The sequence below is a fragment of the Streptomyces sp. NPDC043870 genome, from assembly GCF_056435785.1.
Window position 1 is genome coordinate 56,811 of sequence record NZ_JBWKDT010000017.1, and the last position, 14,680, is coordinate 71,490.

Below are 14,680 nucleotides of genomic sequence, written 5' to 3' on the forward strand. Positions count from 1 at the left end.
CGGAGAGGATTCGGTGGTGACCGGACAGACCGAGTACGAGCAAGTCGAGCGGAACGAGCAGGACGAGCGGGGTGGGCGGGACGCAGCGGCGGTCTCCGACTTCGTCGAACGCTTCGCCGCGCAGCTCGTCGAGGCAGGCATGACCCGGATGCCGGCTCGCGTCTTCGCCGCCCTGCTCGCCTCCGACTCCGGCACCCTGACCTCGGCCGAGCTCGGCGAACGACTCCAGGTCAGCCCCGCCGCGGTCTCCGGTGCGGTGCGCTATCTGGCGCAGCAGCACATGGTCTCGCGGGAGCGCGAGCCCGGTTCGCGGCGCGAGCGCTACCGCGTGCACAGCAATCAGTGGTACGAGGCGCTGACCAACCGTGACGCGGTCCTGAAGCGCTGGTCGGACGCACTGCGCGAGGGCGTCGTCAGCCTCGGCCCCGACACCCCGGCCGGGCGCCGGCTGGCGGAGACCGTCGCGTTCTTCGACTTCATCCAGGACGAGCTGGCCGGGATGATGGAGCGCTGGCGCGAGCACCGCGAGCGGACCTTCGGCGCGTCCTGACGGCTCCCCGGACTACCCCGGCAGCGTCAGCGACCACGCCTTCGGTCGCAGAGTCCACGTCCGGTGCCTGACCGGGCCCGTGATCAGCGCGTCCGCGCGGTAGCGGAAGTCCGCGCCCGAGACCGTCACCACCTTCGCCAGCGTGCGCAGCGGCTCCGCCGCCGCGTGGCGGTGGACGATCACCTCCGCGGCCCCCTCGGCCGCGCGCACCCGTACGTCCTCCACCGGATCGTCCAGGTCGCTCAGCACCACCCCGTCCGCCTCCACCCGCAGCCGGTGCGCGTGCACGGAGGGCGGGGTGGGCGGCGCCTGGCGGACGAGCGTACGGACCAGGGAGCGGCAGGTGTGCCACACCGAGCCCGCGTGCGCCGCCGGTACCGCGGCCGCCGACGAGGCCGGGATGCGCAGGTCCCCCAGCACCACCCCGTCGCTGTCGTCGACGAGCAGATCCAGATGGTGCGCGACCCCGTCCAGGACCGCTCGCGCGGCCGCCACCGCGCCGGTCGGTACGCCGAGCGAGCGCGCGAGTTCCACGGATGCGCCGACCCCGACCGGGACGAACGACAGTGCGTCGTCGGCAAGCTCACGCCCCCGGTGCAATGCGGCTACGGCGCGTAGCAGCGCACGGTCGTCACCGACCACGACAGGCCGCCGCGAACCCCTTCTGGCCAGGGCCCGGGAAAATTCCTCGGGCCCGTCGGGCAGGCAGATTTTCGCCGCCGACCCGGCACACAACACATCCTTCACGATCCGAACGGACTCGCCGTCGATACGGCGGGCGACCGGGTCGATGACCACCAGGAGCTGGTCGTGAGCCGACACCTCGGTCCTTCCTCGGGTAGCATCTTTGTGCAAGAGCCCCTTGCGCTATTGCGCCAGGGGCTTCGTCTATTCCGGGGCACACCGGTTTGGCGGCTCAGGCCCCCTGACCTTGGACATGCCCCGCCCGGAAGGGGTGTACGCCTGTGCCCGCACTTGTGCTGCTCGGTGCTCAGTGGGGTGACGAAGGCAAGGGAAAGGCCACCGACCTCCTCGGTGGGTCTGTTGATTACGTGGTGCGTTACCAGGGCGGTAACAATGCCGGCCACACGGTTGTCGTCGGCGACCAGAAGTATGCGCTCCACCTCCTCCCTTCCGGAATCCTCTCGCCGGGGTGCACCCCGGTCATCGGCAACGGAGTCGTCGTCGACCCGGCGGTCCTGCTCTCCGAGCTGAGCGGGCTGAACGAGCGCGGCGTCGATACGTCCAAGCTCCTGATCAGCGGTAATGCTCATCTGATCACCCCGTACAACGTCACCCTCGACAAGGTGACGGAACGGTTCCTCGGTAAGCGCAAGATCGGCACGACCGGCCGCGGAATCGGCCCGACGTACGCCGACAAGATCAACCGCGTCGGCATCCGCGTCCAGGACCTCTACGACGAGTCGATCCTGACCCAGAAGGTCGAGGCGGCGCTGGAGAACAAGAACCAGCTCCTCGCCAAGGTCTTCAACCGCCGCGCGATCGAGGCGGACCGGATCGTCGAGGAGATGCTCCAGTACGCGGAGCAGATCAAGCCGTACGTCGCCGACACCACGCTGATCCTGAACAACGCCATCGACGAGGGCAAGGTCGTCCTCTTCGAGGGCGGCCAGGGCACGCTCCTCGACGTCGACCACGGCACGTACCCCTTCGTCACCTCCTCGAACCCGACCGCGGGCGGCGCCTGCACGGGCGCGGGCGTGGGCCCGACGAAGATCAGCCGTGTCATCGGCATCCTCAAGGCGTACACGACCCGCGTCGGCGCCGGCCCGTTCCCGACGGAGCTCTTCGACGACGACGGCGAGGCGCTGCGCCGCATCGGCGGCGAGCGCGGAGTCACCACCGGCCGCGACCGCCGCTGCGGCTGGTTCGACGCGGTCATCGCCCGCTACGCGACCCGCGTCAACGGCCTGACGGACTTCTTCCTCACCAAGCTGGACGTGCTGACCGGCTGGGAGCAGATCCCGGTCTGTGTCGCGTACGAGATCGACGGCAAGCGCGTCGAGGAGCTGCCGTACTCGCAGACCGACTTCCACCACGCGAAGCCGGTGTACGAGTACCTGCCGGGCTGGTCCGAGGACATCACCAAGGCCAAGACCTTCGCCGACCTGCCGAAGAACGCGCAGGGCTACGTGAAGGCGCTGGAGGAGATGTCCGGCGCGCCGATCTCGGCGATCGGTGTCGGCCCGGGCCGTACCGAGACGATCGAGATCAACTCCTTCCTGTAGCGCGCACGGGGTTCAGGGGACATACGAGGCGGCCTGTGGGACAGCGTTCCCACAGGCCGCTTCCCCTTCCGCTTTCACCTTCGCTTCGACTGCCGCTCGAACACCGCCCGTCCTGCGGCTGACCCGACGCGACCGCCCGCGTCAGTCCTCCCCGCACACCCGCAGCCCCTTCGGCGTCGCACACGGCAGATGCCCGTGCGTGCTGATGACGTCCTGCCCGCTGCCCAGCCTCATGTAGCCGAGGAAGCTGGAGGCCAGCGAGTCGGCCGGCGGCTGGCCGTAGGTGTACGCGTACTCGATCTCCCGGTACGGGTACGCGCTCGTGCCGATCGTCTCGACCGACGGGGGCTCGCCGTCGATGTCGATGCGGTGGGCGCCCTTCAGGCCCGTGCCGCCGCGCAGTTCGCTGTAGCCAATGGCGCCCGGCAGCTTGGCCACGGTGGTCAGGACCTGTTCCGTGCTGTCGAGTTCGCAGCGGACGACCTTCGACTCCGGGTCGTCGGTGTTCACGCAGTCGCGGGAGGAGTTGGCGGGCTCGTTGCGGCTGAGGACGCGGCGCTGGAAGACCTCGCGGGTCCCGGAGTTGGCGTCGCGGCTGACCAGCAGGATGCGCAGGTTCGTCCTGCCGTCGAGCTGCTTCCAGTTGGTGATCTCGCCGCGGTAGATCCTGCGGATGTCGTCGAGGGACAGGTTCCGCACCGGCGCCTTCTCGTTGACGACGAGTGCGAAGGCGGAGACGGCGACCCGGTTCTCGCGCAGCTGCGGGAAGCCGCCCGGTTTGGGCCCGTCGGACAGGGCGATCAGAGCCGGGGAGCCCTTCTTCGTCTGCTCACCCAGGTCGGCGAGGTCCCGTATCCCGGCGGCGCTGCCGTGGGCGTCCACGGTGATCTTCGATCCCTCGCAGTCCTTCTCGTACTTCTTCGCCAACTCCCGTACGACGGGCGCGAAGGCGGTCGACCCGGTGATGGTCAGCTCGCCCTTGGCGCAGCCGATCGGCGGCCGGGTGTCGTCCCGTACGACGATGATCGTGGCGAGCGCGACGACGCAGAGGGTCAGCAGCACGGTGATGTTGCGGGCCGCTCTGCTGAAGAGCGGGGGCTTGTCGTCGGGCAGGACGGCGCGGTTGGGCATCACCTCGCCGTCCCGGATGCCGCCGGTGATCCGTACCTCGCAGCCCACCGGGCCGCCGGAGAGCAGCACCAGCAGCTTGTAGTGCTCGCCGCGGTTGAGCGGGACGCGCGGGATGTAGATGGTGTTGCCGACGAACCGCAGACCCGCGGCCGGGGTGAAGTGCTCGGCGAGATGCTCCGCGTCGGACGGCTGGGTCACTGCGAGGCCGCGGACGAAGCGGTCGGTGAAATCCACTGTGAGGCCGTGCAGTTCACGGCCGGTGTAATCGGAGTCGCCGATGCTCTGGGAGCCGTCGTTCTCGATGCGCAGGAGGACGAGCGTCCCGTCGGACATGTCCGGCGTCTCGTTGAACAGCCCGAGCCGGATGTTGGACCGGACGTTGGGTCGGCCGTTGCGCGCGTTGCTGCCGATCGGGGTGTCCAGCTGGATGCGGTAGCCGATCCGTTTCCTGGTCGGCACGCGGCGCTCGTACCAGAGCACGGCGACGGAGGCCAGGACACCGAGCACGGCCGTACCTACGGCCACGACGTTTTCTGCGCTCACCCACTCCACGGAGAGTCACCGTACGTGCGTGCGAAGTGAGTGTGGCCGGATGGGCTATTCCGTCGGCCGATGTTCGCCGCCCGTTCAGACGCTGTGGGCGTCAAACTGTCGGGCGTTGTCCCGTTCCATGGTCGTGGTCCGGACGGTCCGAGTGGTCCGGACGGGGCTCCGGGTGGTGAGGACGGTCCGGGTGGTCCGGTCGGGGGTCCGGGCGGTCGGGGCGGTCCGAGTGGTCGGGACGGTCCGGGTGGTCCGGACGGTCCTCGCAACGGCCGGGCCCGTCGTGGCCGGTCCAGCCGTCGTCCGGCACGACGGTGTGGACGAGGACGGGGGACGTGGATTCGGCGTACGTCGCGCCGCCGCTGTAGTGGGCGGTGAGGGAGTGGTCCCCGACGGGCAGGGCGGGGATGACGAGGACCGCCCTGCCGTCGCCGAGGGGGACGGTACCCAGGGCCGTGGTGCCGTCGAAGAAGGTGACGGTCCCGTCGGCGGGCGTATCGCCGTCGGCGCCGGACACGGTCGCGGCGAGGGTCACTCGCTGACGGCACGTGGACGGAAGGGGATTCGAGGCGATCGTTGTCGTGGTGGCCGTGTTGTGCACGCGCACGGTGCCGAAGGCGACGTCCAGCGGTACGGAGCCTACCTGGATGGTGATGACGACCTGGTCGGTGGCGGTGTTGATGACCGACACCGTGTTGTCGTTGCCGTTGGTGACGTAGGCCTTCGCGCCGTCGGGAGTGACGGCGGCACCGATCGGTCCGGCGCCGACCGGGACGGTGGTGGTGACCTGGTCGGTGGCGGTGTTGATGACCGACACCGTGTTGTCGTTGCCGTTGGTGACGTAGGCCTTCGCGCCGTCGGGAGTGACCGCGACGTCGAGCGGTCCGGTACCGACCGGGATGGTGGTGGTGACCTGGTCGGTGGCGGTGTCGACGACCGACACCGAACCGCCGATCGAGTTTGTGACGTAGAGCTTCGTGCCGTCCGGAGTGATTCCGGCCCCGAACGGCGCCGCGCCGACCGGGATGGTGGCGGTGACCTGGCCCGTCCCGGTGTTGATCACCGAGACGGTGTCGCCGTTCGAGTTGACGACGTAGGCCTTCGTGCCGTCCGGAGAAACGACGACCGCGAGCGGTCCGGCGCCGACCGGGATGGTGGCGGTGACCTGATCGGTCGCTGTGCTGATCACCGAGACGGAGTTGTCGATCGCGTTGGTGACATAGACATTGGCGCCGTCGGGTGAGACGGCGACACCGACAGGGAGCGCCCCGACCTGGATGGTGGAACTGACCGTGTTGGTCGCGGTGTCGATCACCGACACCGTGTTGCCGTTCTGGTTGGTGACGTAGGCCTTGGCGCCGTCGGGGGTGACCGCCACTCTGACCGGCCCGGCGCCGACCGGGACGGGGCTGCCGGCAACGGGAGCGGCCGGATTGGCGATGTCGATCACGGACACCGTGTTGTCGGCTTCGTTGGTGACGTAGGCGTAGGTCCCGGAGGGGACGGGCTCGGCGGCCGTCGCCCGGACCTGGGGGAGCAGGGCCGGGGAGACGACGGCGAGGACCAGGGCGAGCAGCGCGGCCGCGGCGCGGCCCACGGGGCCGGATGCGGTGCGGGCCACGGTGCGGGCCGCTTGCCGCCCGCCTGGTACCGGGCGCCGGTGACGGTCCGTCCGAACCCCAGGGATCATGCCTGGTCCACCTCTCTTCACAGCATCCCGCCGGCGGACGTCGCATCAGGGATGCGGGAGGGACGGAACCGGCGCGGCACGGGACCGCGGCCGGCACACGACAAGCCACACTCACTGCATACCATCATCAAATGACTGAGACTCGGGCATATCCGTCTACGACCTGAATGGCCGTCACCGCGGCAGAGCAACTGAGTTGCCGCCGCCGTGGGGCCGTTCCGGTGCCGGTCCCGTGTGTGCGAGGGCGGGGCTGTGGTTCGGGTGGCGTACTGGTTCAGGTGACGTACTGGTACGGGATGCCCGGGCTGGTGCCCGCCGGGGTGCGCACGACAACCGACACCGTCCCCGGAGCCCCTGCGGGGGCCATGGCGACGACCTGGGTGTTGGAGACCGCGGCGAAGGGCACCGAAACGCTCCCGAAGCGCACTTCGTCGGCGTAGGTCAGGTTGCTGCCGGTGATGGTGACGGTGGTTCCGCCGAGGGCGGGACCCGACGAGGGGGTGAGGCTGCTGAGGGACGGATTCGCGACGTAGGTATAGAAGGCGTTTCCCAGCCCGTTGGTGCTGGTGCCGCCCGGCGTGGTGACGGTGACGGCCACGGTGCCCGACCCGCTGGGGGCCAGTGCCGTGACCTCGCTGTCGGAGCCGATGCTGACACCGGTGGCCGCAGTGGCTCCGAAACGGACGGTGCTGGTGAGAGTCAGGTTGCTGCCGGTGATGGTGACGGAGTTTCCGCCGGCGAGCGGGCCCTTGTCCGGGCTGACCAGGCTGACGGTCGGAGCCGGGATGTAGAAGTAGGGCAAGGGATTGCTGACGCCGCCCGGCGTGGTGACCGTGACGTCGGCGGGGGCGGCCGGTCCCGCCGGCGCCGTGACGGTGACCAGGGTGGAGGTGTTGCCGGTGATGACGGCCGGACTCGTGTCGAACTCCACCCCGGTGGCCCCTGACAGGCCGGTACCGGTGAGGGTCACCGTGTTCCCCCCCGCGGTCGGTCCCCGGCCCGGTGCCACGGAGCTGAGCACCGGGGCCGCGACGTAGGTGTAGGCGACGCCGTTGCTCGTGCCCGACGTCGCGACGACCGTGACGCTGACCGTCCCGGAGCCCGCCGGCGAGGTGGCGGTGATCTGGCTGGTGCTGATCACCGTGAACGCGGCCGAGACCGTTCCGAACCTCACGGCGGTGACCCCGGTGAAGCCGCTGCCGTTGATCGTCACCGAGGTCCCTCCCGCGGTCGGTCCCGCGTTGGGATTGAGACTGCTCACTACCGGGGCCATGAGACCTGTTCCTTCCTGCGCTCCTCAGGATGCTGCGCCCTGACTGACGTGTGTCGGCCAGGGCGCAGCGGGTTCACGCTCGGCGGTCATCAGGTCGTGCCCGACTGGCCGGCGAGGTGCTGACGACCCGTTGGCGCTGAGCCGGTGGGGCCGGGGGATCAGATGACGGTGAACACGTCACCGGCGACGATCGCGGTCTGGCCGCCTGGAGTGGTGGCCCGGACGTCGTACGTGCCCGCGGTGAGCCCCGGGGGGACGGTGGCGACCAGCGTGGTGGCCGAGAAGCTCGAGAAGTCGGCCTCGACCGCGGCACCGCCGCCCGTGGGGGTGAAGGTCACGCTGCTGACATCCACCAGGTTGGTTCCGGTGACCGTGGTGTCCGAACCGACCGCACCCGAGGTGGGAGCCAGGCTGGTGACGGTCGGGACGTCGTAGTAGGTGTACTGGGTGGGGGCGCCGAGAGAGATGCTGGTGCCTCCGGCCGTGGTGACGGTGCAGTCCACCGTGTCGGTGCTGCCGGTGAACGCGCCGTGTGCGGGACAGGTGACGGTCAGCTCGCTGTCCGACACGACCGTCAGTGCGGTCCCGGCGCCCACGGCACCGAACGTCACCCCGGTCGCGGTCAGCAGGCCACTGCCGAAGACACTCAGGGAAGTGGCGGTCGCCGGACCGGTGTTGGCACTGAGGCCGGTGGGTTCCGGGGGATCGATGTAGAAGAACGACAGCGAATTGCTGGTCGAAGTACCCGCGGTGACACTGACGTTGACCTGGCCGGGGCACAGCACCGGGATGACGACGGTGACGGTCGTGGCGCCGACCGTGGCGGGGTTGACCTTCTTCGTTCCGAAGTTCACCTTGGTCGTGCCCGACAGGCCCGTGCCGGTGAGGGTGAGCGTTATTCCGTTGTGGCTCTGGGTGGGTGTCAGCGAGGTGAGAGTTGCCATGGCGGGTCTCCTTGAGCTCGTTGTGCTCCCGTGGCAGGAGTCGTGCGGCTGACCGCGTGCGGTACGAATCCGCGACTTCACGGCAAGTCCCGGGCGTTCGCGGCGGGATGTGAAGCCGGGTGAGGGAGCCGATGGGCTGCCGCAGCGCTTCGAGCGCACGCAGCGCGACCGGTTGACGCAGGCGAGTGGGGCGTCTCGAAGCCATGAGGCTGGCATCGCACGGTGGAACGGTCCGCGTCTTGCCGGGACGGTCTGCTGGCCATCGTGCGGAGGGCCGGCCATCCGGAGCGAAGTGCCGACGGATCGATTGATCCTGACGGATCGATTGATCCGGGCGGTCCGTCTCGCCTGAATCTGATTCAACCCGATGGATGCCGGCACCGGCAGAGCGCATTTCGGGGTATCAGTGGCTTATGCGATTGTCATATTAACGTCGAATAGCTCTATTTGTGCGCGGGGGTACGCCGCTGTGCATTCTTGCCGAGAGTCGATCTCCAGCAGTCGTGAATCGCCGGGCTTTTGCTCCCCTGGTGCCCTGACTTTCCTCGAGGTTCTGAGCTGCGCATCTGTCCGGGGCTGAGCCCCGCCGTCGGTGGCGTCCGCGGTGGCTTCGACGAATTCATGCCCCGTAACGCGCCGCTTTTGCCGGAGTTTATGAACTCGCAATCAGACATGGGTTGTTGGCCGAGCGGGCAAGGCTCGGTCGCCATTCTCGCCCGGCGCCGGGGCCTGGCGCCGGGGCCTGGCGCCGCTGAGTGCTCGGGGCGGAGTGGGGCATGCTCGGCCCATGCCGCCGGCCCATGTCGTCGGTGTAGTCGCCGGCTTTCGCCGTTCGACAATCATGGTCTAGACCCTTGACAGGTCCAGACCATTCCCGGTTCAGTGCTCTCGTACCCCGCGGCACTCCCAGCACGGCGTTACCACCCCAACACCCCCCACACGGAAGGCTGATAACGTTGTCACGTCGCATAACGGCCTTACTCGCCGCCATGGTCGCGATCCTCGGACTCGCGGTGTTCCTGCCCGCCTCCACCGCCGCGGCGGCGGACTGCGCCGCCGCCTGGAACTCGTCCTCCGTCTACACCGGCGGCATGGTCGCCTCCCACAACGGCCGTAACTGGCAGGCCAAGTGGTGGACCCAGAACGAGACCCCTGGTTCCTCCGACGTCTGGGCCGACCAGGGCTCCTGCGGCGGCGGTGGCGGCAATCCGGACCCCTCGGGCTTCGTCGTCAGCGAGGCGCAGTTCAACCAGATGTTCCCTAGCCGGAATTCGTTCTACACGTACAGCGGCCTGACCGCGGCCCTGAGCGCGTACCCCGCCTTCGCCAACACCGGCAGTGACACGGTGAAGAAGCAGGAGGCCGCGGCCTTCCTCGCGAACGTGGCACATGAGACGGGCGGCCTGGTCCACATCGTCGAGCAGAACACCGCCAACTACCCCCACTACTGCGACTGGAGCCAGCCCTACGGCTGTCCGGCCGGCCAGGCCGCGTACTACGGCCGCGGCCCGATACAGCTCAGCTGGAACTTCAACTACAAGGCCGCGGGTGACGCACTCGGCATCGACCTGCTGAACAACCCCTGGCGCGTCGAGCGCGAGTCGGCCGTCGCCTGGAAGACCGGCCTCTGGTACTGGAACACCCAGAACGGCCCCGGCACGATGACCGGCCACAACGCGATGGTCAACCAGGCCGGCTTCGGTCAGACCATCCGCTCGATCAACGGCTCGCTGGAGTGCGACGGCAAGAACCCGGCGCAGGTCCAGAGCCGCGTGAACAACTACCAGCGGTTCACGCAGATCCTGGGTGTCCCGACGGGCGGGAATCTGTACTGCTGATTCCCTGATTCCTTGATTCCCGTCGGACGGGGACGGGGGTGGTACGGCGTCGGCCGCACCACCCCCGCTCAGCGGAGCGAACTGCCCGCACGCTGCGTTCCCTACGCCATCAGGGCGAGCAAAACACGTTTGCGGCGATATTTCCGTCGCCGGCGGTCGGCTTGTCGCCGCGGACGGTCCAGCTGTCTCCGGGGTCGTCGGTCGTGAACCGATCGGAGAGACCTGGGATGACCCCGGGGCTGGCGGCCCAGCCGCCGGAGATCGCTTTCTGGCCCTCTGGGCATTCGGCGACGCTGGCCATGGAACCGCCCCCAGGCACAGCGACGGTCGGTCCCTCTACTCGAGTGACAACGATGGAGCCTGTAGCTCCTGTGTCGCCTGTAGCTCCTGTGTCGCCTGTAGGGCCGGTGTCTCCCGTGGGGCCCGTGTCGCCTGTAGGGCCGGTGTCTCCTGTGGGGCCCGTGTCGCCCGTCGGTCCGGTGTCGCCCGTCGGTCCGGTGTCGCCGGTGGGGCCCGTGTCGCCGGTGGGGCCCGTGTCGCCCGTGGGGCCGGTCGGCCCTGTGGGACCCGTCGGGCCTGTCGCTCCCTTCTTGCACTTGTCCTTGTCGCCGCCGGACGAGTTCAGAACGGTCAGCGGTCTGTCGTGGCGCGGCCGGTCCGCGCACTTGTCGCCTCCGCCGCTCGCGCGGCTCGACGCGCTCACCCGTTCACCCATGCCCTGAGCTGCGGCCGCGGCAGCGAAAGGGCTCACCAGCCCGGCGGTCAGGACCAGCGCGAGCGAGGCGATCGTGCCGCTGGTCATCCACTTGTCCCGACGGGGAAGCGGCCCCAGTCGGAACCCGGTCCTGTTGTCAGACCTCATGCATTTCTCCTCGGATCGATCGGTTTGCAAGTCCTTGTCCGGACCCAACGGCGAGCTTGGTCCGTACGCATCCGATCGACCGTCACGCTGGGCCGGAAACGCAACAATTGTCAGTAAGCCGGACTAATTGATGACGTGCGAGGACGGATCTCAGCCGTCGAGGACCGTCAGGACCTTCAGGGCCGCCAGGGCCGGCCCCCGCAGCCGCTCCGCGTCGGCATGGAGCCGGGGCCACGGCAGGTGCCCGGCCCCCGCGTACGGGTAGGCGCGGCTATCGCCGGTCGACGAGGATCATCGCCACGTCGTCCGTCAGGTGACCCTCGGCGTGGCGGAGCAATGCCTGGTGCAGTTCGTCCAGGAACTCCGACGGGGTGGTGCCTGCGCGGATCCCCTCCATGGTCTCGGGCAGGGCGAAGAAGTCGTTGTCGCGGTTGCGGGCTTCGATCACGCCGTCGGTGTACAGCAGCAGACGGTCGCCGGGTACGAACGGATAGCTCTCGGGCTTGGCGGGAGGGCCGTCGACGAGGTCTTCCATGCCGAGAGGCGGCAGTGGCGAGGTGGGCATCAGGGCCTGGGTCCTGCCGTGGTGCAGTACCAGCGGAGGCGGATGGCCACGGTTGACGAGTTGCACCACGGGTTCGTCCGTCACCTGGGCCATGAGCGCGGTGGTGAATCCCTCCATCAGGACTTCCTGGGGGTACGTGTCCGGGACGTCGAGCTCCCGTCGCAGCGCGGCCCCGCAGTGGTTCATGACCTCCACCAGGTCGTCCTCGTAGTGCGCGGCCTCACGAAACGCACCCAGCGCCACCGAGACCGCGCGCATGGCGGACAGCCCCTTGCCCCGGACGTCCCCCACGATCAGCCGGACGCCGTACCGCGTCTCCACGGCCTCGTACAGGTCGCCGCCGACCTGTGCCTCAGTCCCGGCCGCGAGGCACATGCTGGCCACCCGCACCGGACCCAGCCGCGGGGGTACGGGCCGCAGTACGACCTCCTGTGCTGCCACGGCGATCCGGCGGACCTGGTCGAGCTCGCTCTGTCTGCGCGCCTGCACGGCACTGCTCATGATGAATCCGGCCACGGACACCAGGGCCAGAGCCAGGAAGTTCGTATAGACCTGCAGGGTGCCCCAGGCCTGGTTGTACGTGGCCGTGGCCACGCTGACCGCCAACGCGAGAGCCGCCGCCGAGGCGGTGCCCTTGGGGCCCATCATCACCGCGGCGAGCGCAGGCATCGCGGTGAGAAGGGGGCCCGTGTAGATGAAGTGCGCAGGCGTGAACTCGATGGCCAGAATGGCCAGCGCGATCGCGAACGGTACGCACTTCGCCAGCGTGAAGAGGACCCCGCTGTGACCGCCCGCTCCTGGTCGAGGAGGCGAGCGGAAGAGCGACCTCATGGGTACAGCCTGCCTCGCTGAGGTCGAGTGCTCCACTCAGTGCTCTTGTGCCTCCCAGGGGCCCGGAAGCGTTGGTCTGCCGGGCCCGGCGGTGGCCCCGGCGCCACGGTGCCCTCAAGCAAGCCGGTGAGCTCCGCCCGCGCCGGCCGGGTCACGGCAGCAGGATGATCTTTCCGTCGTTGCGGCGGGCTTCGAGGTCGGCGTGCGCCTGTGCCGCCTCCGCCAGCGGGTAGGTCCGCCAGACCGGCACGGTGAGCTTGCCGGACGCGGCCAGCTCGGCCAGCACCGGAAGGGACTCCGGGAAGCGGTCGGCCGGGTCCATTCCGGTGAAACGCACCCCGTGCTGTGCGAACGCCGGGTCGGCGATGGTGATGACGTGGTCCGCGTCGCCGACCAGGGCGACGGAGTCGGCAAGCACGCCCGCACCGGAGGCGTCGAAGACGAAGTCCACCCCGTTCGGGGCGGCGGCCTCGACCCGCTGCACCCAGCCGTCGCCGTAGCCGACGGCCGTGGCACCGAGCGCGGTGACGCGCTCGACGTCGTCCTCGGCGACCGTGCCGACGACGGTGATGCCCTGGGCGGAGGCCAGCTGGACGGCGATCATGCCGACGCTGCCTGCGGCGCCGTGGATGAGCAGCGTCCGGCCCGCCTGCACGCCCAGGTGCTTCAGGGCGCGGAACGCGGTCTCGCCGACGGTGGCCAGGCTTGCGGCGACCTCCCACGACACCGTCTCGGGCTTGACCACCGGCCGGTCGAGCAGCGCGTACTCGCTGTAGCCGCCGGCGGAGGCGACGCCGAAGACCTCGTCGCCCACGGCCGCGCTCGCGCCGTCGCCGACGGCGTCGACGACGCCCGCCACGTCCCAGCCCGGGACCATCGGGAACTCGACGGGGAAGAAGCCGTCCATCAGACCGGCGCGGATCCGCACGTCGATCGGGTTGACGGCGGCTGCCCGCACCCGGATCCGGACCTGTCCCGGCCCCGGATGGGGGGTCTCGACCTGCGAGACGGTGAGCACGTCCGGAGTGCCGTAGGCGGAGAAGGTGATCGCTGTGGACATCAGGAACTCCCTGAGGGGATGGAGACAGCACACGACCTGATTCATTCAGCTCGTATGATTGCCATCCCTGTGTATCACGCAGTGCGTATGATTGCGAGAGGGCCGTGCATCACGCAATGCGTATGATTGCTGTGGGATGATGCGCACATGCCGGAAGAGCCGACGCCCGCATGGGCCCGCCGCCCGTCGATCAGCAACCCCCGGGTCCAGCGCACCCGCGCCCGCGTTCTGGCCGTGGCCCGCGAACTGCTGCCGGAGGTCGGGCCCACCGGGCTGACGTATGCACTGCTGGCCGAACGGGCGTCCGTAACCCGGCAGACCCTCTACCGGCACTGGCCCACCCGCGCGGCCCTGCTCTTCGACCTGATCCTGGAAGGCCCCGACGTGGGCTACCCCGAGCCCGGCGACGACCTGCGCACCGTCGCCACCGCCTGGCTGACCAGCCTTCGCGCCGGCCTGAACGACCCGGCCACCCGCGCCGCAGTGCTGGCCGTCACCGCCGAGGCCGACTACGACCCCGACAGCGCCCAAGCCCTCACGCGCATCGGGGCCGACCGGCACGCAGCCCTCAGCAAGCTCCTGGAGCCGTCGGGCCGACAGATCACCGCCGACGAATACACGCTGCTGTACGGGCCGGTCATGTCCCGCCTCTTCCTCGACCGGCGTGACGTCACCGACGAGTTCATCGACGCCGTCGTCGCCCAATGGCTCACCACGGTCGACTCCGGCGTGTGACTCGGGCAGGCCCACGTCCATGCCCCGGCGGCCACCCGTCCGCGGAGATCATTCTCGCCGTAGTGAGACCGGCTTGAAGGCGTGGAGAGTGTCACCAGGAGCCCATGCCCACTCGGGATGCCCTCTCGTGACGCTTGCCCAGCTCCTGACTGCCGCTGTGCCTCAATCCGGCCCGAGGTCAGGCGTCCCCCTGAGGGGTGAACGAGGTGAACGGGAACGGGGGTGGTCGCACAGGGCGCGTCGCCCCTGTTCCGCGTGAACTCACAGGTCGGGGAGGGGGGATGGCGCAGCGTGTGCCCCAACTCCGGCTCTGGCCAATACCTTTGGCATGTGCCGCAATCACATTGTCCGGCCGTACAGTCATCGCCACCGAGGCGCGCGCCCAGACCCTTGAAGAGAAACGGAGCAC

12 protein-coding genes are annotated in these 14,680 nt (G+C 69.3%); 4 read left to right on the forward strand and 8 right to left on the reverse strand.

All coding sequences use genetic code 11. The annotated features are described in order from the left end of the window. Positions 1–139 precede the first annotated feature (139 nt). Positions 140–550 carry a GbsR/MarR family transcriptional regulator gene (locus AC0699_RS21525; RefSeq protein WP_478662732.1) on the forward strand — a complete coding sequence of 137 codons (411 nt, stop codon included), beginning with the start codon at positions 140–142 and terminating at the stop codon, positions 548–550. Positions 551–562: 12 nt separating this feature from the next. Here the strand turns inward: AC0699_RS21525 and AC0699_RS21530 are convergent, their stop codons facing one another. Continuing rightward, positions 563–1,372: a diacylglycerol kinase catalytic domain-containing protein gene (locus AC0699_RS21530; protein WP_478662538.1), complete on the reverse strand. Its 810-nt coding sequence runs from the start codon at positions 1,370–1,372 to the stop codon at positions 563–565. 143 nt (positions 1,373–1,515) lie between these two features. Here AC0699_RS21530 and AC0699_RS21535 point away from each other — a divergent pair, with 143 nt between their 5' ends. Continuing rightward, entirely contained in the window at positions 1,516–2,799 is a 1,284-nt protein-coding gene (locus tag AC0699_RS21535) for an adenylosuccinate synthase (RefSeq protein WP_478662540.1), read from the forward strand. 141 nt (positions 2,800–2,940) lie between these two features. Here AC0699_RS21535 and AC0699_RS21540 read toward each other — a convergent pair whose 3' ends face one another. From AC0699_RS21540 to AC0699_RS21555, 4 genes are all read right to left on the reverse strand, one after another. Then, positions 2,941–4,482 carry a substrate-binding domain-containing protein gene (locus tag AC0699_RS21540; RefSeq protein ID WP_478662543.1) on the reverse strand — a complete coding sequence of 514 codons (1,542 nt, stop codon included), beginning with the start codon at positions 4,480–4,482 and terminating at the stop codon, positions 2,941–2,943. 91 nt (positions 4,483–4,573) lie between these two features. Continuing rightward, positions 4,574–6,094, reverse strand: a complete 1,521-nt coding sequence (locus tag AC0699_RS21545) for an Ig-like domain repeat protein (RefSeq protein WP_478662545.1) — start codon at positions 6,092–6,094, stop codon at positions 4,574–4,576. 343 nt (positions 6,095–6,437) lie between these two features. Continuing rightward, positions 6,438–7,436, reverse strand: a complete 999-nt coding sequence (locus tag AC0699_RS21550; RefSeq protein ID WP_478662548.1) for an IPT/TIG domain-containing protein — start codon at positions 7,434–7,436, stop codon at positions 6,438–6,440. 158 nt (positions 7,437–7,594) lie between these two features. Beyond that, positions 7,595–8,380 carry an IPT/TIG domain-containing protein gene (locus AC0699_RS21555; protein WP_478662550.1) on the reverse strand — a complete coding sequence of 262 codons (786 nt, stop codon included), beginning with the start codon at positions 8,378–8,380 and terminating at the stop codon, positions 7,595–7,597. A gap of 989 nt (positions 8,381–9,369) precedes the next feature. Between AC0699_RS21555 and AC0699_RS21560 the strand changes: the two genes are divergently transcribed. Continuing rightward, a complete protein-coding gene (locus tag AC0699_RS21560) occupies positions 9,370–10,218 on the forward strand; it encodes a glycoside hydrolase family 19 protein (protein WP_478662734.1) in 849 nt (282 codons plus the stop codon). Positions 10,219–10,327: 109 nt separating this feature from the next. Here the strand turns inward: AC0699_RS21560 and AC0699_RS21565 are convergent, their stop codons facing one another. The 3 genes from AC0699_RS21565 to AC0699_RS21575 form a co-directional block, all read right to left on the reverse strand. Further along, positions 10,328–10,519, reverse strand: coding sequence for a hypothetical protein (locus tag AC0699_RS21565; protein WP_478662553.1), 192 nt, complete (start codon positions 10,517–10,519; stop codon positions 10,328–10,330). Positions 10,520–11,351: 832 nt separating this feature from the next. Next, positions 11,352–12,476 carry a PP2C family protein-serine/threonine phosphatase gene (locus tag AC0699_RS21570; protein WP_478662555.1) on the reverse strand — a complete coding sequence of 375 codons (1,125 nt, stop codon included), beginning with the start codon at positions 12,474–12,476 and terminating at the stop codon, positions 11,352–11,354. 151 nt (positions 12,477–12,627) lie between these two features. After that, on the reverse strand, positions 12,628–13,536 hold the full coding sequence (locus AC0699_RS21575; protein WP_478662556.1) for an NADP-dependent oxidoreductase: 909 nt from the start codon (positions 13,534–13,536) through the stop codon (positions 12,628–12,630). A 147-nt stretch (positions 13,537–13,683) separates the two neighbouring features. Here AC0699_RS21575 and AC0699_RS21580 point away from each other — a divergent pair, with 147 nt between their 5' ends. Then, positions 13,684–14,271: a TetR/AcrR family transcriptional regulator gene (locus tag AC0699_RS21580; RefSeq protein ID WP_478662557.1), complete on the forward strand. Its 588-nt coding sequence runs from the start codon at positions 13,684–13,686 to the stop codon at positions 14,269–14,271. The last annotated feature ends 409 nt before the right edge of the window (positions 14,272–14,680 follow it).